Source organism: Alteromonas nitratireducens, assembly GCF_040812025.1.
Classification (GTDB): domain Bacteria; phylum Pseudomonadota; class Gammaproteobacteria; order Enterobacterales; family Alteromonadaceae; genus Alteromonas; species Alteromonas nitratireducens.
Genome location: NZ_JBFNPK010000002.1, coordinates 32,599 through 54,814 on the forward strand (window position 1 = coordinate 32,599; position 22,216 = coordinate 54,814).

Here is a 22,216-nt window from a genome sequence, read left to right on the forward strand (position 1 = left end):
GCTAAATCACAGGATTTATTCGCGTTTTTTGAATTATTCATTATCTTTTGAATAGGCTTTCTATCCGGTTTTGACTATGACGGTATTTTTTAATCACTCAGACGCCGCAGCCAAATCACTGCAACACCAGCTTATTGCTGCTGTCACCATCGATGAGAACAACAATGTGGTGCTGTTTAATCAGGCCGCAGAGCAGTTATGGGGGATTAAAAAAGAGGAGGTAATGGGAAAAAATGTGAAACTGCTGGTGCCTGCCCGCATCCGTGAACATCACGACGATTATGTGAATCACCACCGGGAGACAGGACAGGATAAGATTGTTGGCAGTTTTCGGGAAGTCGAACTGGTAAGAAGTAATGGCCAGACTATCTGGGTGAAACTTTCCGTCGCTAAAACACGTGTTAATGGTAAAACGTATTACAACGCAACACTCCAGGACATCACATCGGAACGGGAAGCCCGCCAGATTATCGAGAAAACCCTCGAGCAGGCAATTGATGCGGTGGTCTGTATTGACGAGCACAACAACGTCACCCTGTTTAATCGCTCGGCTGAAAAGCTCTGGGGGATTGAGCGGGAAAACGTGCTGGGAAAAAATGTAAAGGCATTGGTACCGGAAGCCATCCGTGCGTCACATGATGACATGGTCAATGCCAACCGTAAAACCGGCATCGACAAGATTGTAGGGACCTCGCGTGTGGTCAGCATCGAGCGTCCTGACGGACAAAAACTCTGGGCTAACCTGTCGCTGTCGAAAGTCGATCTGGAAAACCGCATTTTGTACACCGCGTTTTTGCGGGATGTCACTGATGAGGTAAACCAGAAAGAAGAGCGAGAGATGCTCTCGCTGGTGGCGAATAAAACTCAGAACGCGGTGATTATCACCGGGCCGGATGGTCTGATTAAATATGTGAACAAAGGGTTTGAGCGTCTGACGGGATACCTCCTTAACGACATTCGTGGGAAAAAGCCGGGCAGTTTTCTGCAGGGACCGGATACATCGGATGCCACCCGCCGTTCCATTCGCGAGCACCTCGATGAGCAAAAACCGTTTTATGGAGAAATTCTGAATTACTCAGCGAAGGGCGAACCCTACTGGACGTCGCTGTCAATTAACCCGGTCACCGAAAACGGGATGCTGAAACATTTCATCGCGGTACAGGCTGATATCACCGATGTAAAACAGGAAGCACTGAACTACACCCGAAAACTGGAGGCAATAAGCGGCGCACTGCTTATCCTTGAAACCGATATGAATGCCCAGCCAGTGACATCTAACGCATTGCTGGAGCAAACGCTGGGGGAGCATATCGATCTCAGTGACTTCACGTTTGAAATTTTTGATCAGCTCTCAGATGAGGAGATGGCAAAACTGCGAGCGGGTAACTTTGTCTCGAAAACTTTCGAGATCAACCGGGATGATTTTTTTGTCGCAATAGACTGTCGTATCTGTGGGTTGCGCAATTTTCAGAATGAAGTGTACCTGTTTGTGCTGTTTGGACTGAATATTACCGAGCGACGGGAAATCATTAATCAGACCCAGGTCGCGATGGAGCGTCTGGTGGCCAACAGTCAGAAAATTTCCGGATTTATCGAGACTATTTCGCAAATCTCTGAACAAACCAGCTTGCTGTCGCTCAACGCTGCTATTGAGGCGGCGAGGGCCGGCGATAGCGGGCGCGGATTCGCGGTGGTTGCCGATGAAGTCCGTGATCTCGCCGCGAACACACGGCGCTCTTCAGAAGCGATTGGGGAACTGGTCAGAGCGACTGTGGAGGATATCGGGGAACTGGCGGAGTTTATCAAACGCATCAATATCGGCTAGTCATACTTCTGGTGTAGTGCAATAGCATCCCATTGCATCTGACGGGATCACGGTAGGCAGGGTGCCGTAATCTGATATCAGGTCATTGCGACTTCGCAACCATGGCTCTGCCAGTCCCTTGCCTGGCAAACAGTTGGCTCCCGTGGCATAGGGACCCAGGTAGGTCAGGTTGTCGCCATGAAATATGGCGATGGCGGGCAAGGCGGGCAGTAAACGGGCGATCTGCGAAAATTCTGGTGTACTATCGTTAATCAGCACATTACTGCCGTGACGTCGTGTCACGGTCTGCATTACGCTGCGACGATGCCGTTTCGACACGTCATCACACGGGCAGTCTGAGGAACTAATGTGTATGGCCGTGATGGTCTCATCACCCGCCAGTGGCCGAAGCGCATCGTGCACTGCATCTACCTGCTCAGTCAGGGTATTCGCCGGATCAAAGGCCATGACAACCGATTGTTGCTGGAGCCACAGCAGTAACACCACGGCACACAACCATACACTCAGCAAAATGGCACGCAGCGTCATATCAGACCTTAAACCGCTTGAGGCTGTGCTTTAACGACTGGGTCGAGGCTGACAATGACGCCAGTTTTTCCTCAATTTGTTCAATGCCAGCCTGGTTCTCAATCGCAGCACCAGCCATATCAGAAGTACTCTCACTGATATCACTGATGGCCTCCCGTTGCCGGTTCATCGCAGTGGCAATGTCAACCACGTATTCGGCGGCCTGGGTATTTGACTCTATCAGGCTCTTCATTTTGTCTTTGACACTCACGACCTGGTCGAAGGCGGTATTGCTCAGGCTGTCGCAGGCGGAGACCCGGGCGACCACGTTATTGGACAGGCTATCGAGCTTCTCACTGGCATCTGAGACTTCGGCCACGCGCTCATGCGTGACCATGGAGAGCCGTCTTACCTCGTCTGCCACAACGGCAAAGCCCTTACCCCGGTCGCCGGCCTGCGCCGCCTCGACAGAGGCGTTCAGGGCCAGCAGGTTGGTCTGCTCTGCGATGTCTTTGATATTACCAATCACGCCGGATATGCGGTCACATTCATGCTTTAGCTGAGACACTTCCTGTCTGGCGCTGGTCAGCTCTGACTCAAGCTGCTGGATATACTTGGTCAGATACTGTACGTCCTTGCCCATTTCTGACAGCTCATTGGCCGAGGTTACTGATGACTGTTTGACAAATTCTGCCTGTCTGACAAGCTCCTCGAACGAGAAATTCAGTGACCGGGTCGCGCTTCGCACCGTGTTGCCCAACTCCGCATTTTTTTGCGTTCGTTCCGTCACATCAGAGCTGGCAAGCATCGTTTTTAATGCGTCAGATACCTCTACGGTGACCCGCTGTGACTCTTTAATAATAGGGCAAAGCGCAGTCAGTAGCTGACCAAACGGGGCATGACTCTGCGCCCAGTGCAATTGCTCTTCTTCCATCGGCATACTGTTAGGGTCGCTGATCAGACGCCTGACACTTTTCTGGATCTCCAGCTCCTGAATGCTGTCTTTTCTCATACTCAGTGTCATGTAATACAGAATGCCACCCTCAGCGACGGCGAAGAACGCGTGCAGGATCCAGATTTTCCAGTACAGGTCGTCGGGCTCAAGGACAAAAACCGGCAGGCCGTTCATTTGCATGATGAAAAAGCTCAGGTGATGAACAGCCACAAAGCCAACAGAGGAGATAAATAATGCGGGCAGTTTATAAAAGCTGACAAACGCCAGCAGAGAGAATATCTGAAAATGAACTTCGGTGAGTCCCATGCCCTGCTGAATGTGTAGCGCTGACAGCATCTGGGCAGCCACCACATAGGCATGGCTCGTCAGTGACCGGTAAGGGGCGAAATAATGGCAGGCATAGGGAAGTGCGACAATCAGCGCGCAGATCATTATGATAAACAGCAGTTGGTCCTGCTGAAAGCCCAGAATCAGTGCCACCAGACACTGCAAACCTAAGATAGCAGCAAACAGTCGGTTTGCTGCATCCACCCAGGGATAATAATTCATTGGCGTTAGCCTCAACTTCAGTGGCCGTTAACGGGTCACAAGACACCAGTGCGGCAGAAACTTTAGAGTTTGTCGTTTCTAAGCATAGGCCATAAATTTTTTTTTATTCAACTTGTTGCATCATTGCAGCACGCACCAAAAGACAACGGGCATCAAACGCATGATGCCCTGCTCCCGTGCAATTACATCTGCAGTCCGGCAGAGTGGTACCAAACGCCCTGATACCAGCGCTCAATGCCTCGTTTTCTGTCCCAGCTGAACAGATACAGCCAGTCGTTGTTGATAAGCGACTGCAGCATCGGGTGACGGGCAATGACCTCTGCAATTTTGTCATTGGGCGCGGCAATGTAGACGCTGAGCCGCTGCGGCAGGTGCATCCAGCGTTCGCCGTTATGCAGAGACTGTCTGGAAAGACCGATACGCAGGTCGCCGCTGTTGCCCTCGAACACACCGATATGCTCGCCAACTGCGTTATGCAGCACTTTATTGCCACTGCCAAACTTGTCATTGTCGGTTACCGAGGCGTTATACTGCATGTTGATCCAGTTCGTCACCACCATCGGGGCGGTCATCAGTTGCTCCAGCAGCGCGCTGTCCGTGTCCTGCTGCCACAGGTAATCATGCAGAAAACACTGTCCGTCCAGCGTGACATGTCGTGTCCAGCTGCGTGGTGCCATAATGAATGCCTGGTTACCCGCCAGGCCCCACTCGGGCTGTACCTGAGACCAGTCTCTTGAGCGCAAAGAAAACAGACGGTGACGTTTCCTGTCAGACTCAAACTGTATTGACCCCTGAAACTGTACTGATCGCTCTGCCTGAGCCGTCGTCCTTGCCCGTATCAGCCATTGCTGCAAGCGGGCGGGAACGTTGTCATCAAAGCAGGTGATGTTGTCTGTCGTCGTGTTATGCAATCCGGCAATAAAACGTGTGTTTGCAGGTAACTCAATGCCGTGATGTGTGAGTGCCTGACGCACCGCTTTGTCATTCAGCAACATCGCCAGCACACGTACATTGACCTCTCCGGACTGTCCGCCACAGGCACCGCAGTCCAGACCGGCAGCATGCAGGTTGTTGGCTGAATGGCTGGCGTGTCCGATCAGCAGGACCGTTGGCGCAAATCGTGTGATCCCCATCAGACGGATAATACCCGCCGCCAGCGCAGCGCACGCGTCAGCATCAAGTGTTTCACCGTCTTTCGTAAGCGTCCACTGACCGTGGTGACTTAACGCATTGACTGGGTTTTCAGACGCGCCCGGAAACCACATCTTTCTTAACAGCGAGAAGGCGTACCACCAGCCAGCAGACTCCACCATTGAAAACCCGCCAACCGGTGTATGTGCCCAGTCATGCCATCTGGCTTTGCGGCTAAAAGGCATTGTCCGCGTCGTATCGGCCTGAATTTCCGTGACGGTCAGTGGTGCCTGAATCAGTCCCGGCAACTGTGGACGACGAACGCCGGTATGCGCCGGCTGGTAGTCAACCGGCATCCCGAAGAAGCCGGCGAAGCCTGCGGTCTGAATGGTATCGCTCTGCGCTTCCAGTGCGCGTCGCATGACCTCAGAGCGCACATCAATACAGAATAACGCCTGGACCTCGGCGGGCTGAGGCTGGCGTGAGGAGGCCGCGTCAGTCAGACGCTGCTGTAGCTTTTGTTGTTGTTGCTGCTCAAACGCGCTCATACAGACCCACAGCACGTTTTCGTAGTCTTTGTGCTGTTGTATTTTGCGGGTCAGATTTAGCTGTTCGAAGTGCCAGCGCAAAGAAACCTGTTTAGCCACGTCGGCGCGGTAGCGTTTGTGGTATTCATGAATGATCCACTCCCACGCCAGCGCAATGGCAAGCAGCCCTTCCATTTCATCGCTGTGTTCGTGCCAGTTGCGGTACGCAATATAAGCCGCCCAGCCGTTAATGCTGAACAGTAGCGCCTGAAAGTAGCTGTCGAGTGATTTGATTTCCAGTTCCAGCACCTCCGTTGAGGCCTCAAATAATGCCTGCGTGGAGTCTGGCAGTGATGCGATGATTGCGCTAAGCGATGGGATCCCCATCAGAATGCTGACCCCGGTATCGCTGGCCAGCGCTTTTTTCCAGCTTAAATATAACCGATTGCCCGGCGATGTGTGGTTTACCACATCCACTGGCGCGTCTTCGTGAAAATACGCCGCACAAAACTGGCTGGCCTGATACAGGGTTTCTTCATGCCACTGCATCTGTGTTTCATCGCGGTGCTGATCGTATAAGGCAGTCGGCATTTTCCAGCTGTCAGGGCGTGGCGGCGGTGCTGACAAGGTCTCCAGTAACTGATTCAATGACAGTGGAGAGTTATGCAGGGTCAGCGAGCGGTTCAGTGCATCGTCGCTAATTTGTCCGTGCTGGTACAGTGACAACCAGTGATCATGCGCCATTACCGAACGTATGCCAGCGATGGCAGCGAGGTGCGCTGACACATCAATAAACGGCTGCTCTTTCACTTTCCAATAAGGATTCACGGCAATCATTTTGTCCAGTGGCCAGTTTGGTGCCACCGTATCGCAGGCGCGGGACACTGCCTGCCTGACTTTATGGGACAGAAACGTAGCGTTTTCGAGTGTGACAGCAGACATTAGTGACTCCTTAAGTTGGTAACCGTTGCGTTAGGGGCGGCTGACGACGGCCGTCTGAGCGTGACAGGCCAGAGACGAAGTGTGGCACGTGTAAACCATTCATCCAGATAGAGCCCGGCAAACAGCGCCTGGCGTACACGTCGTATCGCAGGCGCTCCGGCATACAGGTGCAGTATCCAGCTCACGATAAACAGCGTGAAAAAGACACTGCTGATCCAGATATCCATGGCGGAGAATGGCAAGACCTGTCCGGGAATAGCCTGATATAGCAGCAGCGAAAACATGTCCTTACCCAGCGCATAACTGCCTGTGAGTACGAGAGCGAGGGCCACAAACAGGGCATAATGGGAGAGGGCACCGCCAGGACTGCGCAGCACCAGCAGTGACGTCAGTGCCAGCCACAGCAGCACCCAGGGCGCGGCCAGTGTCGACGGGGCAGCCAGCCACACACAGGTAGCAACAATCAGGCTACTGACCAGTAGTGCACCAAGCCAGTGAACGGCCGCAGGGTGCTGATGTCGTCCGGCAATCTGGCTGCCCAGATAGGCGTAAACCGTATCGCCGCTATTGAGAAAGGCGTGGGCCTTATACAGGGAGTGGGTGACAAGGTGCAACATGGCCAGTGAGTAGAGCCCCAGGGCGCACTCAATCAGCATTAGCCCCATCTGGGATGAGGTAGACCAGGCCAGCCTGACTTTGATGCTGACCCGGGTAGTCATGATGAGTCCAGCACAAAGCACGCTCATGCCTGCACCAATCAGTACCACCCACTGTGCTGTGGCGTGCACGGCCAAGAGCGGTGAAAACACCAGTAACAGATAGCCACCAAGATTAATGATACCGGCATGTAACAGCGCACTTACCGGTGTCGGCGACTCAACCACATTAATCAGCCAGCCGTGAAACGGCAACTGAGCGCATTTGAGCAAGGCGGCGATGGCAATCAGTACCGCCGCCACTCCGGCCAGGGCGTCTTGCTGCTGGCTCAGTGAGACCGTGCTGACTGACTGCATCAGCGCGTCGATGTAAGCGGTGTCGTAGATCTCGTAGAGCAGGGTAAACGCGACGAGCATCAGCACTTCCGAGCAGCGCGCAAGAATGAATTTCTTGTGAGCTGCGAGCACGGCGCGAGGGCGTTCCGGGTAGAGCAACAGTAAACGGTGGAGACTCAGACTGATGGCAACCCAGCCAAGCCAGAAAATAAACAGATGATTCGCCATCAGCGTCATCACAACGGCAGCCAGGACCAGCTTCATCCAGCGGAAAAATACCGGGTAACAGCGCTCTCCCGCCATATAATTACGCGAGAACCGGATGAGTGTGATGCCGATGAAGACAACAAGCGATATAATCACGGCGCTAACTGGTGTGAGCTTCAGCAATAGCTGGCCCGCCGCCTCCGGTTGGTATACCACAGACAGTAACGGTAGCAGTAAGAACAGTAACAAGGTGCCCGCAATCGCTGATTTTTGCAGTACCGACGGATGACGATTCACTACGTCGTTTCGGGCAACCCAGGACAGGACGACCCAAAACAGCGGCAGTGAAAACAATGATAGTGACACAGACAGTGACGACATGTTGCTCCCCTCTAATAAACCGGGCGCAAGTAAATCACCAGTCTCAACTTATAAAAAATGTAATATTTAGTGGTCTGACTTAATAAAAAATTAAGTTTATAAGTTGTTAAAATGTAAAGTCTATATAAAACAATAGGATAAGCGTTTTTCGGAAGCGGTGGCTTATAAATGTTCTGTTTTATTTAATGTTTGAAGATAAAAGTTGCAATTAACTTTTTTATGCGTCCCGCGATAATGCCAGCCTGATAAAAAGTATGCCGATATTATGACCTATTCCAGCGACATTTTACGTTTACCTGACGACCTTAAACGTGCGGTAACACTACTCGAACAGGGCGAGTGCGTGGCGTTGCCTACTGAAACGGTTTACGGGCTGGCCGCAGATGCCAGCCGCCCCGATGCGATCTGCAAGATTTTTGCTGCCAAAGGCCGCCCTGCCAACCATCCGCTCATTGTCCATGTGCCGGATGCTGACGCCATTGATCACTGGGCGGTAAACGTGTGTGACCAGGCCCGTGCGCTGGCTCGCACATGCTGGCCTGGTCCGCTGTCGCTGTTGTTTGACAAACACCCCGATGTGCCTGATGAGGTAACCGGTGGTCATAATACCATTGTGCTGCGTGCGCCTGCGCACCCGGTCTTTCAGACCCTGTTGCGGGAAACCGGCCTTGGTCTTGCGGCGCCCTCTGCCAACCGTTATCAGTTTCTCAGCCCGACCACCGCACAGCATGTGCTGCGCTCGCTTGACGGCAGAATTGCGGCGGTTGTTGATGGCGGTCCTGCACGCGCCGGGATTGAGTCAACCATTGCACAGGTAACTGAACACGGAATAAGGTTATTGCGCCCCGGGCCTGTGTCGGTCACTCAGATACAGGCGATAACCGGTCTGCCGATATTGGCTGATAACACATCTGTACCGGTTGTGCCCGGTAGCGTTAAACGCCACTATCAGCCCGTGACGCCTGCCACGCTTGCCAGTGCAGACCAGATTGCCGCTGCGGTTGCTGGTGATGAAGATATTGCCGTGCTGAGTTATTCAGCCGTGCTGGCCTCATTGCCTCTGTCAAGAGGGTGGCATCAGCATCTGCCGGCCACGCCGGCTGACTACGCCAGCCGTCTTTATGATGCTTTGCATGCCCTCGACATGAGTGGTAGCAACCGTATTGTTATCGAAATGCCACCACAGGATGACACCTGGGTGGCCGTGAATGACCGGCTGCGCCGTTGTGTGGCCCGCTAGCCGGAGTATGCGTTATACCGATGAGGCCCGGACGTGATCGATCAGGGCCTGGATGTGATCAGGAATGGTTTTCTTTGCCAGGGTAACGGCATAAAAATGTTCAAAGGCCCCCGGCAGATTCTGCTGAACATATAACTGGCTGTTGGCTATTTCATCGCGTACCACAACTTCGGGCAGTACCGCGAACGCGCCACTGTCTCTGGCCAGCAGTCGCAGCATTGCCATATCATCGGTTTCTGCTTTGATATTCGGTTCATACTGGTGCTTGGCGCAAAGTACAGTAAATGCTGAACGAATTTCACTGTTACGCGAAGGAACAACCCAGGTTGCATCCTGATAGCTGTCGGGAAATACCCGGCGACGCCCTGGCTTTTTGGGGCCGACAATTTCAATCGCCTGGCGTGACAGCAGCTCGCTGCGCCAGAGTGGCTTCTGGTTACCCACTTCAACGTTGTGATTGGTCAGGATCACGTCAAAGGTAAAATTAGACAGCCCATCCAACAGATTTGGCATGCTGCGGGTATGCAGTGCGAACGTGGTGTTTTCACTGTTGAGCAGCGGCAGCGTAAAGTTTTCTACGAAGTTACGTGACAGGTTATTGAGTACGCCAATCGATACGTGCTGACGTGACGAAGAAAACCCCTTGGCGATAAGTTGTTCAAGCTCTTCACCGCGCGAGAAAATATCGTTGGCATATTCCATTACGCGCCGGCCCTCACTGGTCAGGACCAGCTTTCTTCCCCGTCGTGTGAATAGCTCCACTCCCAGATTGTGCTGAAACTGTTTTAGCTGGGCAGAAATGGCTGACTGGCTGAGATGAATTTCATTGGCGACCTTGGTCAGGTTCTCCACCGTGGCAACGCGCCAAAAATAATACAGATGATGATAATTAATCCGGGCCATTGGCCTTGTCTACCTCTTGGTTAGTCAACACTGACACCGTGTCAGTGTATTCAGGCAAAAGTCTTACGGGTTACAGTGCGGGCAGTAAAATGCGCCCGCAAATGCATCATGGGTGGTGGCAACCTCATACTCACAATTATCACACCGCGTGACCGTACGCTTAATTTGCGGTGTCGGCAAATGACACTGCTCACAGGGCAGGCCCGGATGCTGCGCTTTAATCACGAAATTGGCGTGCCCGCACTGTGGGCACCGTGCCTGCAGCCGCCGGGCAAGATCTTCGGCACACGCTGCCAGCGTCTGCTGACGTTGCGGGCAGTACAGCGCGCGAAAATCCGGCGTCAGTGTCAGTGGCCATGCAATAGTCTGTGTGTCGTTCAGCGCCAGCACTTCTGATGCCGTGAGCGCCTTCTTCAGACTGCCATCGAGACTGACCATCCAGCGCTGCTCACCGGCTTCGGCGAGTTTTTCGCGAAGCGCACTTACCGAGTCTGCAACCAGTGTTCCTATCGAAACCGGCTGCGCTGCACTGGCAAACACGGTATGCCCGCTTGGCGCATGAAACAGACACAATATTTCTTCATTCCAGTTTGCCAGCCCGGGGAGCGGCCCGCCGCCGAACGTGCCTTCGCTGCCAAGCCCGTAGTCACAGCCGGACAGCTCCGAGGCTGTGCGTGCTTTGATCAGCGCGGCATCCCGCGGCGAGTGCCGGCGTGGAATTTCACCGCTGAATGTTCCCAGCGTGTCAGTATCAAAGTCATGGTATTCATGCACATGGTAGCCGAGCGGCGCGAGCACCGGTGCAATCTGTGTGGCTTTGTTATGCTGGGTCAGCAGCACAATGTCTGTCATTAAAAGTAGCCTTCCTGCTTTTTCTTTTCCATTGAGCCGGCCTGGTCTTTATCGAGCAATCGTCCCTGTCGCTCGCTCTGATTGGTCACCAGCATTTCCTGAACAATGCTGGCAACGTCCTGAGCCCGGCTTTCCACGGCGCCCGTCTGAGGATAGCACCCCAGTGTACGAAAGCGTATCCAGCGTGCTTTGAGCGACGCTTTCTCGGCCGCTGACAAGTGCGGCAGCATACGTTCATCATCCAGTGCCAGAATCTGACCGCTGGACTCATCAACCCAGCTCATGCGGGGCGCGGCAAAATACAGCGGCACAATATCGATATTTTCCAGCAGGATATACAGCCAGATATCCAGTTCAGTCCAGTTTGACAACGGGAATACCCGTACCGACTCTCCCTGATTAATCTGATGGTTGTAGAGTTGCCACATTTCAGGACGCTGATGTTTGGGATCCCAGCGATGATCCGCTGTGCGCACAGAAAATACCCGCTCTTTCGCGCGTGACTTTTCTTCGTCCCGACGTGCGCCACCGAGTGCGGCATCAAAACGATGCAGATCGAGCGCTTGTTTCAATGCCACCGTTTTCATCTGGTCATTGTAGATCACCGAACCCGATGTCACAGGATGAACACCCTGCGACAGCGCCTCAGTATTGGTATGGACCTGCAACGACAGTCCGTGACGTGCGACCAGCTCGTCGCGAAAACGCGCCATTGCCTGGAATTCCCACGTGGTATCAATATGCAAAAGCGTAAAGGGCAGGCGGCCCGGTGCCATGGCTTTTCTCGCGAGGTGCAGCATCACAGTGGAATCCTTGCCAATAGAATAGAACATGCAGGGATTATCGAAGCTGGCAGCGACTTCGCGAATGATATGAATGCTTTCTGCTTCCAGTTGACGAAGATGTGAAAGACGAGACATGGTAACGCTCTGTAATGAAAAAACGCGCCTAGTCTGCGCGTTTTTTATTGTGAATAAAAATAGTTAAAAATAAAAAGAACGTTCTGTTTTTTGCAACTTTTGATTTTATGAATACACCTCAGGACAGGTAGTCCTGAGAAAGCAGGGCGAGTCCATTGACCCGATAGGAAACTCCCTGTTAAAACAACATCATCAATCAGGGAGGATTCATGACAAGTTCAAAAACAACACTGCTGGCGTCGACATTATTCGTAGTGACGGGCGCAGCCCACGCACTGCCTGACGTAGTAAGCCATTATCCAAATTGTGACTACACGGTAATTGATACGGTTACCGCCAGCCAGGCGCTACAATACGAAAGGGATTACGGCAACAGTGACCAACTGGCCCGCCACCTGGCCGGACTGATTGAGCGTCTGAGAAAAATCGGTGAAGACAAAGGCGCTGACAGTATTGCAATCTCAGCTAAGTCAATTGCCCCGTTCCGAAGCGGGCACTCAACATTGTCGCTGTCCGCACAGCTTATTACAGACTGCCATGATGCCAGCGGTACGCTCGGCCCGCTGACCCCATACAACGCCATGGGACAGCAGCAATTTGAGGCTGGCAGCAACACCTCGACCATGCAGTTTTCCGTGCAACTGGATATTGCGCTGGAGGAGGACCGTCCTGATATTGGCGACGACACCGACATTTCCCCCCGTTCGGGTATGTATGGCTTGCCGCTTGGTACCGGGGTGCAGGAGGTCGAGGCTCGATTTGGAACGCCTGTGTTCCGGCTGGTTCCTTATGCCGGCGCGCTGCTCGTAGCGTACGGACGTGATCATATCCTGATGTTTCACGAAGATAAGTTAGCAGCGGTGACCGTTGGAGATAGCCCTTTTACTGCCGAACTGACCAACCATTTGCCATTCGATCCACGTTTTGACGACCGGCAATGGCAGCTTGCCGGCGGCTATCAAAAAGGTCAGATCCTGACGCAGGGCGCCGATGTTGCGACACCAGAAAACACGGGAGAGGTTAGCTTAACGCTACTCACCGAAAGCTATTTGTCGTCAGGCTATGATGTCAGTGAAGAGCAGGTGGTGGGTTTTACGCTGGCGCAGCGGGAGGCCCCCGGGATTGACTGGCAAAAGGCATTACAGCACATGATGCGTCCCGCGACGGGAGACTATTTGGGGCATTATCTTGCGGCGAGTGATGACGTTGGCGGCGTGACGCTGGATACGCTGCCCGGAAAACCGCGTGGCGTTTCTTCACTGGACGGCGGCTCGCGTTATTATCTGTATGATGCCAGTACACTGGTAAAAGCCGCGGGGGATAATGTTACCCGGGTATACATGAATCCGAATTTTTTCCGGTTTGTCTCGTCGCCTCAGCCATGGACACTGGGCGCATTTGCGTATGGCCAGTCAGAGCAAGCGGCAGTGCGTGCGGCAGGTGATGACGGCTTTTTATTTGATCACGTGCTCACTATTGAAAAGGACAATTACCTGCTCGAATTGTTGATGGAGAAGCACGACGGGCAGTATCGGGTTTACAGTGCCGAGCTAAGTATCTATAACTAGCGCTCCTGTCCGTGGAGGAGCCCGCTAAATGCGTGCTCTGCAGCGGCCAGTGCGCCCTCCATATATCCCCCTGACTCACGGTCGGTTTCGGTGGCGGCGAACTGAAGACGTGTTTGCCAGAAGCGGGTGTTGGCAAGACCATAAACCGGATGGTATGTCAGCGGCTCCTGATCAAGCGACGTCGCGGTATACTGATCCTGCGCCCAGTCACACAGGGTGACGGACAAAGGCCTGGCCGCAGCATTGCCAAACAGGGTGGTCAGTTGCTGGCAAATATGTGACTCAATCTGTGACTGCTTCGCTCGCCGCATTTCAGGCGACCAGCCGAAAAAGCCAAACAAGGCTGCAGTGCCGTCATCCAGGGATGCGTCGTGAATCTCTGCAAGCGGACCGGTATGACTGATGACCATGCCGCTTTTGCCCTGCTCGCGCCAAAATGGCGAGGGATAGCGAATAAGCGCTTTAGCGTGACCCGCCATCCAGGTTGGCGTATTACGCATCGCGGCTATCGCCTCGGACGGCAGCGCCGGTGAAAAACACAGTGACCCGGCAGCGAGCCGGGGCGGCAGGCAAACCACGACATGACTGGCTTGCCAGGTATCTCCGCCAGCCCTGACCGTGACCGTGTTACCCGTGTCATCCAGAGTAATTCGGTCTGCCGGCTGACGATAGTGTACGCAGTCTGGTGCCAGACGCGCCGTCAGAGCGTCTACCACCGCCTCCATTCCGCCGCGCACCCGCCACGAAACCGGCATCTGCTGACCGGGCATCGTCTGGATCCCATGCGGTGACTGATACAGGTGCACCCCCGAGGATGCCTGCTCGAAGGCGGTAAGATTAAGTTCGTCAAGCAACCGTATAAACCGCTGCTGGTGTCCCCAGAACCAGGCCGGGCCCAGGTCAAATCCGTTCTCAGAGCAAATTCTGCCGCCGGGCCTCGCACGTGCCTCAAGCAGAGTAAAGGGAATATGGTGTTGGGACAGTTTCCAGCTAAGGTAGAGGCCGGTGAGGCCGGCCCCGATAGCAACAACGTTCAGTGTGACCTCCGGCCTCAGACCAAATGTGTTTTGAATAACGACAATGCGGCAGACCAGGCTCTTTCTGCCTGCGTTTCGTTGTAAGCCCGCGAGTCTGGCGGGCACCAGCCATGCAGCGTGCCCTCGTACACTTCAACGGTAGCGGGCAGATCAGCCTGTGCGTAAGCGTCCCGCAGCATCACCTTCATTTGCGGGACTTTTTCATCGTCGTTTTCGGCAATAGCATGCAGCACAGCCGCGCGTGAGTGAGGAACCGTAAGATGCGGGCTGTCGTCATCGTCTGTCGCCAGGCCGCCACCGTGGAAGCTGGCAATGGCTGAAAGTCGCTCAGGCATCGCTGCCGCAGCCCGCATAACAAATGAACCACTCATACAATAGCCCATGGCGCCGCCGCCAGCCTGCGTGTTAACGGCGTCCTGTGCATCCATAAAGGCAAAAAATGCCTGTGCGTCACGAACTACGGCTTCCGACGTCAGCTTACTGCGGTATTCGCGCAGGATTGCCCAGGCTTCGTTGGACGGGAACGTCACAGAATCAGGCAGTGCAGCGCCAGACACATCACGATAAAACGGGTTAACTACCAGCACGGCATAGCCCTGCGCGGCCAGTCGTGTCGCCATTTGCTTAAACGCCGGGCGTAAGCCCTTGATGTCAGGCCACATCAGTACGGCCGGATGGTTGCCTTGCTTCGGGTGAACGAAGTAGCCATCTGCGCTTCCGTCCGGTGTGGTGATACTGACATCGTGTGACACGACGTGATCGCTGGCTACGGTAAACTGGGGAAATGCAGCGGCCAGCGAACCAATGGCCAGCAGCTTGTTAAAGTCTCTGCGCTCGGGAGAAAACCCTTTTCCGGCACGCTGGCTGATATCGCGTTCTGACTGTTCATCGCACATGGAGGTATCTCAGTATGTTGACGTTAAAAAATAAACTGAAAAAGCGCCTAAAAAGATCAGTTCTGATGTGACCGAAACATGTCGGCAAACAGGCTGTCCAGTTCACCGCTATCCCGCATCTGTTGTATGGCATGAGAAAAACGGGACTCGAGCCACTGGCCGCGAGGCGTGTTCCTGAAGGCATAGAAGACCCGCAGCTCTGAAATCCACGCGTCCCGGGCATAATGTACCTGGTCATACTGGCCAATATGTTTAAACGCCTGAACGCCGCTGTGTTGCTCAGCCACAAACGCGTCAATACGATTTGCAATCAGCAACTGAGCATTTTGCTCATCCGAGTCAACAAAGACGGTATTGATCCCGGGGTCATTGAGGAGCGCCAGTGCATAGGGGTAGCCTTTAGTCAGTCCGACACGCAGGCCGTTAAGCGCATCGATTGAACGATACAGGGGGGTGTGCTTTAACGTGAACACCACATCCCGCTTAAAGTAAAAGGCTTCGACGCCTTCAAGTACGTCGCCGTCATCGTTAAACATATTCTCTACACCAGGTACGATGACGTCATACTGACCGGTTGCAAAGCGCTGAACAGCGCGTGGGGTGTTGGTTATGTCGACGGTCAGCGACAGCTTTTCCCTGGCTGCAATCCGCCTGGTCAGTTCGATAAACAATCCGCTGTCTGTGCTTTCAACCATCAGCGGAATAGGAAACGCAATCACTGACACTGAGGGATCATCGTCCGGGGTTGCAACTGCGTGTGGCACGGTAGTGCACACCATTAAGTAAAACAGGGTGATAAAAAGCAGGACAACACGTTTCATTTCAAAGCGTTTACATACCACAAAGACGACACAGATAAGACAACTATAGACGGATGAACAGGTAATGCCCGTCAGATCTATCAATTTACGTGATAGAAATCCTGTTTTTGATGTGATTCGAATTTAGTCAGCGGGTTGTATAACGTAGTGAATGCACATTATCGGGTAGTCATAGTCGGAGATTGCGATGCGAAAATGGGGAATAACGGCGTTGGTCATGGTTGGATTACTGGGGGCGCTGCTCTGGTATTTTCTTGCTCCCGCTGTTAGTGCAGAGCCGCCTGACACAGGGCGTTTCTCTGCCGGCTCGCTGGAACACGATGGATTGACACGAGAGTATCAGGTTTTCCTGCCAGAGACGCTAAACCCTGCAGCCGGTCTGCTTGTGGTGGCACATGGTTCGCTGCAAACCAAAGACAGTATTCGCCGTTTTTCTGGTTATGGCTTTGAGCATCTTGCCACACAACACGGTTTTGCTGTGGTTTACCCGCAAGGCATAGAGAAAAACTGGAACGATTGTCGGGCGGCAGCCTCGTATCCTGCAAAAGTACGTAATATTGATGACACCGGGTTTATTTCTGCATTACTGGAAAAGCTACGCAATGATTATGATATGACAAACGCGCCGGCGTACCTTGCCGGCTTTTCCAACGGCGCGCACCTGGGCTTTAAATTTATGTTTGAACACCCCGGCGTGTTTGATGCCGTTGCAGCGGTCAGTGCGAACCTGCCCGCGCCGGGATATTCAGACTGCCGGACCGGCGTCACCGCCACTCCCCTGATGCTGATTAATGGCACTGACGATCCGATTAATCCGTTTAACGGAGGGCAGGTGACACTGTTTGGTGTCGGCGACCGCGGCCAGGTAATGTCTTCATCGCAAACCGCAGCGTATTTTGCCGGTCTTTTTGCCGGCACGTCGCTGGTTAAAACGCAGGAGGTCCTGAACGTAAACCATCATGACGTGGGTGTCCGAACAGTCTGGTCAGACCGCAATGTGCCACGGGTCAGCCTGATCGAAGTCAGCGGGGGAGGGCATACGGTGCCACAACCCGGTTATCGTGCGCCGAGACTGCTTGGCAACACCGTATCAGCGATTAACGCACCGCACGAAATATGGGCATTTTTCCGGCGTACGGCTGCACAAGAATAAGTTTTTATCGTATTGGTTAAAAAATAAGCTGGCGTGCGCAATGAAAGGCTGTTACTATACACCCGCCTTTGGAAGGTTCTATTTACTTTGATATACGCTTCTTCAGTTCGTCCTTTGTAAGTCCCTCGCGCGATTCACAGTTTGACATTTACCGATACAAGCCAAAAGAAAAACGGATAGCCCTTCAGTGCAACACGGGTGTTGATACCCAAATTTATTTATCTATCAGGAGTTATCTATGTCTACTATGACTGGTACCGTTAAGTGGTTCGATGAAGCAAAGGGCTTCGGTTTTATTACTCAGGAAAATGGCGGTAAAGACGTATTCGTACATTTCCGTGCAATCAAGTCTGACGGTTTCCGTACACTGACTGAAGGTCAGAACGTGAAATTTGTTGTTGAGCAAGGCAACAAAGGCCCTCAGGCTGCAGACGTAGAAGTTATCTAACACTTTTGCGTGGTACAGCAGGTTTTCCATAATCTGCTGTACACCTTTTCCCCCTCTCTGATTTTTTCTTTTTCCCCTGTAATCGAGGTATCGATGTCGTTCAGTGAACTCGGCTTATCTGCGCCGTTGCTTAGTGCGGTTTCCAAAAAAGGGTATGTTACTCCTTCTCCCATTCAACAAGCGGCTATTCCGGCCATTCTGACCGGCGGCGATGTGATTGCTGCGGCACAAACCGGAACAGGAAAAACGGCGGGCTTTGCGTTACCGCTGTTGCAGCGTCTGCTTGACGGCAAACCCGTCAGACCAAACCGCATTCGGGCACTGGTGTTAACGCCAACACGCGAACTGGCAGCGCAGGTAGAAGAGAGTGTCAAAGCATACAGCGCCGATATTCGCCTTTCCAGCGCGGTGGTGTTTGGTGGTGTGGGCATTAACCCACAAATGAAAAGATTAAGAGGTGGTGTCGATGTGCTGGTTGCGACCCCCGGGCGCTTGCTTGATCTGTACCAGCAAAATGCCGTGAAATTCGATCAGCTCGAGATACTGGTGCTGGACGAAGCTGATCGTATGCTGGACATGGGCTTTATCCACGACATCAAACGTATTCTTAAACTACTGCCCCAGCAACGTCAGACCCTGCTGTTTTCGGCGACCTTCTCTGACACCGTTACTGCACTGGCAAACAGCATCACTCAAAAAACCGCTATGCTGTCTGTTACGCCGGCGAATACGACAGTAGAAAAAATTGATCAGCGTATGATTGCGCTCGATAAGAACCGGAAGATCCCGGCGTTAATTAACCTTATTACTATGCATCAGTGGCAACAGGCACTGGTGTTTTGCCGCACTAAACATGGTGCAAACCGGGTGGCGAAAAAACTGGATGAAGCCGGTATTGCCAGTGCTGCGATTCACGGCAACAAGAGCCAGGGCGCACGCACCAAAGCGCTGGATGGCTTTAAGTCAGGAGAAATCAGAGTGTTGGTTGCTACCGATATTGCCGCGCGTGGTATCGATATCAGTCATTTGCCGATTGTCGTTAATCTGGATCTTCCCAATACTGCCGCTGATTATGTGCATCGCATTGGCCGGACCGGCCGGGCCGGTGCAAACGGACAGGCCTGGTCTCTGGTCAGTGCCGATGAAGCCCAGCAACTCAAAGATATCGAAACGCTGATTCAGCAGTTGTTGCCACGCCAAACCCTGAAAGGGTTTGAACCGCAGTTATCCGTGCCTGAGTTTGCACTGAGTGAACCTAAAAAGCCGAAGAAGCCTAAAAAGCCGAAAGTCATAAAGGCTGACAACAGTAAGATGTCGGAGAAATCCGCTAAACCGACGCATCGTCGCCGTTCGAGACGGTCAGGCTCACGTCAGCAGCACGCAAACGCATAAAAAAGCGCCTGCCAGTTTCCTGGCAGGCGCGCGGTCTACAGGGAGGCAGACTTAGTTAAAGCGGACAACCACGTTAGCGTTAATACGTCGGCCAACAAGGTCATACAGCGGGTTAAACGTATAACCTGGAGGCACTTTGTTAAACGCATTTCTCAGACCAAGGAATACCTCGGTGTTGTCGTTAACAAAGTACTGCACACTGAAATCATGCGTCCAGACCGAGCCGACGAAGGCCGGAGACTGGTCTTCTGGTGAATCAGCACCAGGTGATACATCAAACAGTGCACTGCGGTCAATGAACCGGCTTGAGTAGTTGAAGTTCCAGTCATCCAGGCGATAGTCGATGCTGGTTCTGAACTGATACTCCGGATCGCCGACCTCACCAACTTCAACATTAATTTCGTCAGGACGGTCCTGGAATTCGAAAATATCCAGCTCGTCGACGTAGTTACCCTGAATGTTAAAGCGCAGCTCACCCGGCAGATCGAAGTCAGCCAGATCGGTGCGATAGCGAACCATCATCTCATAACCTGACGTTCTGATTGCTGACGCATTCACGAAACCTGAGCGGACCAGGTCAACGTCGAAATCAGCACCACGATCGACCTGACTACAGAAGTTCACATCAGGACCGCCTGTCGCATCCACACAGTTGTCCAGAATGTCCTGTGCACCGACCAGATTGATGGCATCCTCAATCTCGATGTTGTAGTAGTCCAGCGTCAGTGAGAAGTTTTCAATGAACGTTGGTGTCCAGACGATACCCAGTGTCTTGGAGTCACTGGTTTCTGAAACCAGATTGGGGTTACCGCCCGACAGGGTGTCGATACTGACGTTATCGTTGGCCTGGAATCCATCAGGAATACCCAGTGCCGCACAGTTAGCACGACGATCCGGATCGTCATCAATGTTATCTGCATCACACGGGTCGTTGATATTCGCAAAGCCAGGAGAAAGCGGGCTGAACGCTTCGTTTACGTTAGGCGCACGTACCGCTTCACCCATGGTACCGCGCAGACGCAGACCGTCATAAGGTGCCCACATAAAGCCCAACTGCCATGCATCGGCATTACCCGCGTGAGAGTAATCTGCACCACGGAATGCGGCATCCACGGACAACTCATGGGCAAACGCCATGTCACTCAGAATGGGCGCGCGTAATTCGATGAAGTATTCTTCTACGTCATAACCGCCTGACGAGTCGGGCGTGGCCGCACCCAGGAAGAAGCCTGCTTTTGTAAACTCATCGGTAATGGTTTCTGCCGTTTCTTCGCGGTATTCATAACCTACAGCGACTGACAGCGGACCGCCTGGCAGATTGAGGAATTCGCTGGTATCAAACGACACATAACCGCCATACACGGTCTGCGTAATTTCATCCTTACGCTCTACGTCACCAGACACATAATCAACCGCTTCAGGTGATGCCTGACCAAAACCAAACGGATTAAAGGGTACACAGGCACCCGGGTTTACACTCCCCGCGGTGAGATCCCGACAGACAATCTGTCCGGTTGCCGGATCACGAATGGCGTCAACGGCAGCCGCGAAGTTGTCAGGGATAAGATCGTTGAGCGTCCGACGGGTGTTGGATGTTTCGCCCCGTGTGTAGTATACGTCGTAATCGAAGTAGGTTTCACTCAGTTCAAATGCGCCTTCAAACCCTGCGACAATGCGCCACAGCTTACGGTCGTTCGACGCAGACCGGTTACCAATATCGTCAAAGAAACGTGCCATCGGAACCGTGTCTGGCTGACCACCGGCAATCAGTGACTGTCGCGCCGCCTCAGGCAGATAAGGGTTATCTGCAACATTAATCGTAATATTGCCAAACCGGAATGACGGCTGGAACTGCTGCTGAATGTACTTGTCGACGTATTTCACATCGCCATAGAAACGCACGTTGTCAGTAATGTCATAGCGGAACGTGCTGGCCAGTGTCAGCGTTTCCTGATTAGGAATGTAGTTCTCGTACTGTTCAGTGAAAAAGACCGTATCATAGGCCTGGTCAAAGTTACCGAACGCGAAACTGTTGGTACCAATACGACTGACCTGGCTGATAGGAGAGCCGTCCGGTGTGAATGTAATACGATTTCCGCCGAACGGGTTGAGTACACCGAACGCGTTGATCATCTCAGAACCTACGTTAGGCACAAACAGTCGATCCGGAATGCCATCATCCTCACCGGTATCGTCCGGGTTAAGAATGGTACCGTAGTTTGCCGCTTGCTGAAGGTCCGGTGTCAGAACTTCGTTAATCTGGTTACGTTCGGCGAAGAACGTCACGTTACCGCGACCATCAGCGGTGGTTGCACCGACCAGCGCGCTGTAGGTGTAAGTCTTGTTGCCGATACTTTCAGTGTCTGAGCTGCCGGTTGCACGAAACTCTACGCCCTCGTAGTCATCGCGAAGGATAACGTTGATAACACCCGAGACCGCGTCCGAACCGTAAATAGCCGATGCCCCCCCGGTGATGACATCGACCCGCTCAATCAGCGCGGCTGGGATCGAACCGGTATCCACTGCGTTACTGAACGGAGAGCCGGCAACATGGCGTTTGCCGTTGACCAGGGTCAGCGTACGGTTTTCCCCGAGTGAACGAAGATCCGGAGAACTCAGACCCGCATTCGCGTTAGAGTTGTTGTTACCAATCAGTGTTGAACCGGCAGCAACCGCCGGTAATTCAGCAAGAATACTGCCAAGATCAGGATTACCAAAACGGGCAATCTCCTGAGCGTCAACCGATAGCACCGGTGCAGGAGAGGACAGTTCAGGTCGCGAAATGCGTGACCCTGTGATCTGTACCTTTTCTATCGACGCTTCCTTTTCTTCCTGCGCCTGCTCTTCTTCCTGAGCCAGTGCCGAATAACTGGGTAAAGCCAGTGAGCCACAGAGCAGTGATAATTTCACTGCGTATGACAGTTTTTTCGTTTTAAACATGTGTTTCCCCGATTAAGTGTTATTTTTGTA

17 protein-coding genes are annotated in these 22,216 nt (G+C 53.0%); 6 read left to right on the forward strand and 11 right to left on the reverse strand.

All coding sequences use genetic code 11. The features are described from left to right. Nucleotides 1-76 precede the first annotated feature (76 nt). Nucleotides 77-1,825: a PAS domain S-box protein gene (locus tag AB1N33_RS02765; protein WP_411270010.1), complete on the forward strand. Its 1,749-nt coding sequence runs from the start codon at nt 77-79 to the stop codon at nt 1,823-1,825. Here the strand turns inward: AB1N33_RS02765 and AB1N33_RS02770 are convergent, their stop codons facing one another. The 4 genes from AB1N33_RS02770 to AB1N33_RS02785 form a co-directional block, all read right to left on the reverse strand. Continuing rightward, nucleotides 1,826-2,353, reverse strand: a complete 528-nt coding sequence (locus AB1N33_RS02770) for a DUF6436 domain-containing protein (protein WP_411270011.1) — start codon at nt 2,351-2,353, stop codon at nt 1,826-1,828. A 1-nt stretch (nt 2,354) separates the two neighbouring features. Next, nucleotides 2,355-3,836 (reverse strand): methyl-accepting chemotaxis protein, encoded by a 1,482-nt coding sequence (locus AB1N33_RS02775; protein ID WP_411270012.1) that lies wholly within the window; start codon nt 3,834-3,836, stop codon nt 2,355-2,357. Between the two features lie 182 nt (nt 3,837-4,018). Next, on the reverse strand, nt 4,019-6,436 hold the full coding sequence (locus AB1N33_RS02780) for a YbcC family protein (protein WP_411270013.1): 2,418 nt from the start codon (nt 6,434-6,436) through the stop codon (nt 4,019-4,021). Next, complete coding sequence (locus AB1N33_RS02785) at nt 6,436-8,016, reverse strand: NADH-quinone oxidoreductase subunit L (RefSeq protein WP_411270014.1); 1,581 nt, start codon at nt 8,014-8,016, stop codon at nt 6,436-6,438. Before AB1N33_RS02785 ends, AB1N33_RS02780 begins: the two co-directional genes overlap by 1 nt. A 265-nt stretch (nt 8,017-8,281) precedes the next feature. Between AB1N33_RS02785 and AB1N33_RS02790 the strand changes: the two genes are divergently transcribed. Next, entirely contained in the window at nt 8,282-9,256 is a 975-nt protein-coding gene (locus tag AB1N33_RS02790) for an L-threonylcarbamoyladenylate synthase (protein ID WP_411270015.1), read from the forward strand. 12 nt (nt 9,257-9,268) lie between these two features. On the opposite strand, the gene AB1N33_RS02795 is transcribed toward AB1N33_RS02790, so the two are convergent. The 3 genes from AB1N33_RS02795 to cysD all read right to left on the reverse strand — a co-directional run bounded on the left by AB1N33_RS02795 (nt 9,269) and on the right by cysD (nt 11,931). Further along, the gene (locus AB1N33_RS02795) at nt 9,269-10,159 is read right to left on the reverse strand and encodes a LysR family transcriptional regulator (RefSeq protein WP_411270016.1); all 891 of its coding nucleotides are present in this window, start codon (nt 10,157-10,159) and stop codon (nt 9,269-9,271) included. A 63-nt stretch (nt 10,160-10,222) separates the two neighbouring features. Further along, nucleotides 10,223-11,011, reverse strand: coding sequence for a DUF6671 family protein (locus tag AB1N33_RS02800; RefSeq protein WP_411270017.1), 789 nt, complete (start codon nt 11,009-11,011; stop codon nt 10,223-10,225). Then, nucleotides 11,011-11,931 (reverse strand): sulfate adenylyltransferase subunit CysD, encoded by a 921-nt coding sequence (gene cysD, locus AB1N33_RS02805; RefSeq protein WP_411270018.1) that lies wholly within the window; start codon nt 11,929-11,931, stop codon nt 11,011-11,013. Before cysD ends, AB1N33_RS02800 begins: the two co-directional genes overlap by 1 nt. Before the next feature lie 209 nt (nt 11,932-12,140). On the opposite strand from cysD, the gene AB1N33_RS02810 reads away from it, so the two are divergent. Continuing rightward, nucleotides 12,141-13,499, forward strand: coding sequence for a hypothetical protein (locus AB1N33_RS02810; RefSeq protein ID WP_411270019.1), 1,359 nt, complete (start codon nt 12,141-12,143; stop codon nt 13,497-13,499). On the opposite strand, the gene AB1N33_RS02815 is transcribed toward AB1N33_RS02810, so the two are convergent. Genes AB1N33_RS02815 through AB1N33_RS02825 form a run of 3 tightly spaced genes read right to left on the reverse strand, consistent with a single transcriptional unit; the run spans nt 13,496 to nt 16,253 of the window. Then, on the reverse strand, nt 13,496-14,641 hold the full coding sequence (locus AB1N33_RS02815) for a flavin monoamine oxidase family protein (RefSeq protein ID WP_411270020.1): 1,146 nt from the start codon (nt 14,639-14,641) through the stop codon (nt 13,496-13,498). The two genes, AB1N33_RS02810 and AB1N33_RS02815, sit on opposite strands and share 4 nt — an antisense overlap. After that, complete coding sequence (locus AB1N33_RS02820; protein WP_411270021.1) at nt 14,551-15,432, reverse strand: dienelactone hydrolase family protein; 882 nt, start codon at nt 15,430-15,432, stop codon at nt 14,551-14,553. The genes AB1N33_RS02815 and AB1N33_RS02820 overlap by 91 nt, the downstream gene beginning before the upstream one ends. 56 nt (nt 15,433-15,488) lie before the next feature. Continuing rightward, on the reverse strand, nt 15,489-16,253 hold the full coding sequence (locus AB1N33_RS02825) for a substrate-binding periplasmic protein (protein WP_411270022.1): 765 nt from the start codon (nt 16,251-16,253) through the stop codon (nt 15,489-15,491). Nucleotides 16,254-16,440: 187 nt separating this feature from the next. Here AB1N33_RS02825 and AB1N33_RS02830 point away from each other — a divergent pair, with 187 nt between their 5' ends. The 3 genes from AB1N33_RS02830 to AB1N33_RS02840 all read left to right on the forward strand — a co-directional run bounded on the left by AB1N33_RS02830 (nt 16,441) and on the right by AB1N33_RS02840 (nt 19,246). Beyond that, the gene (locus AB1N33_RS02830) at nt 16,441-17,406 is read left to right on the forward strand and encodes a CE1 family esterase (RefSeq protein ID WP_411270023.1); all 966 of its coding nucleotides are present in this window, start codon (nt 16,441-16,443) and stop codon (nt 17,404-17,406) included. Nucleotides 17,407-17,644: 238 nt separating this feature from the next. Continuing rightward, a complete protein-coding gene (cspE, locus tag AB1N33_RS02835) occupies nt 17,645-17,854 on the forward strand; it encodes a transcription antiterminator/RNA stability regulator CspE (RefSeq protein ID WP_411270024.1) in 210 nt (69 codons plus the stop codon). Between the two features lie 93 nt (nt 17,855-17,947). After that, nucleotides 17,948-19,246 (forward strand): DEAD/DEAH box helicase, encoded by a 1,299-nt coding sequence (locus AB1N33_RS02840; RefSeq protein ID WP_411270025.1) that lies wholly within the window; start codon nt 17,948-17,950, stop codon nt 19,244-19,246. 51 nt (nt 19,247-19,297) lie between these two features. On the opposite strand, the gene AB1N33_RS02845 is transcribed toward AB1N33_RS02840, so the two are convergent. Beyond that, entirely contained in the window at nt 19,298-22,186 is a 2,889-nt protein-coding gene (locus AB1N33_RS02845) for a TonB-dependent receptor plug domain-containing protein (RefSeq protein WP_411270026.1), read from the reverse strand. Nucleotides 22,187-22,216: the final 30 nt, after the last annotated feature.

Coding starts and splice junctions, on each gene's coding strand:
- AB1N33_RS02765 (WP_411270010.1), top strand. CDS start 77: ATGACGGTATTTTTTAATCACTCAGACGCCGCAGCCAAATCACTGCAA.
- AB1N33_RS02770 (WP_411270011.1), bottom strand. CDS start 2,353: ATGACGCTGCGTGCCATTTTGCTGAGTGTATGGTTGTGTGCCGTGGTG.
- AB1N33_RS02775 (WP_411270012.1), bottom strand. CDS start 3,836: ATGAATTATTATCCCTGGGTGGATGCAGCAAACCGACTGTTTGCTGCT.
- AB1N33_RS02780 (WP_411270013.1), bottom strand. CDS start 6,436: ATGTCTGCTGTCACACTCGAAAACGCTACGTTTCTGTCCCATAAAGTC.
- AB1N33_RS02785 (WP_411270014.1), bottom strand. CDS start 8,016: ATGTCGTCACTGTCTGTGTCACTATCATTGTTTTCACTGCCGCTGTTT.
- AB1N33_RS02790 (WP_411270015.1), top strand. CDS start 8,282: ATGACCTATTCCAGCGACATTTTACGTTTACCTGACGACCTTAAACGT.
- AB1N33_RS02795 (WP_411270016.1), bottom strand. CDS start 10,159: ATGGCCCGGATTAATTATCATCATCTGTATTATTTTTGGCGCGTTGCC.
- AB1N33_RS02800 (WP_411270017.1), bottom strand. CDS start 11,011: ATGACAGACATTGTGCTGCTGACCCAGCATAACAAAGCCACACAGATT.
- cysD (WP_411270018.1), bottom strand. CDS start 11,931: ATGTCTCGTCTTTCACATCTTCGTCAACTGGAAGCAGAAAGCATTCAT.
- AB1N33_RS02810 (WP_411270019.1), top strand. CDS start 12,141: ATGACAAGTTCAAAAACAACACTGCTGGCGTCGACATTATTCGTAGTG.
- AB1N33_RS02820 (WP_411270021.1), bottom strand. CDS start 15,432: ATGTGCGATGAACAGTCAGAACGCGATATCAGCCAGCGTGCCGGAAAA.
- AB1N33_RS02825 (WP_411270022.1), bottom strand. CDS start 16,253: ATGAAACGTGTTGTCCTGCTTTTTATCACCCTGTTTTACTTAATGGTG.
- AB1N33_RS02830 (WP_411270023.1), top strand. CDS start 16,441: ATGCGAAAATGGGGAATAACGGCGTTGGTCATGGTTGGATTACTGGGG.
- cspE (WP_411270024.1), top strand. CDS start 17,645: ATGTCTACTATGACTGGTACCGTTAAGTGGTTCGATGAAGCAAAGGGC.
- AB1N33_RS02840 (WP_411270025.1), top strand. CDS start 17,948: ATGTCGTTCAGTGAACTCGGCTTATCTGCGCCGTTGCTTAGTGCGGTT.
- AB1N33_RS02845 (WP_411270026.1), bottom strand. CDS start 22,186: ATGTTTAAAACGAAAAAACTGTCATACGCAGTGAAATTATCACTGCTC.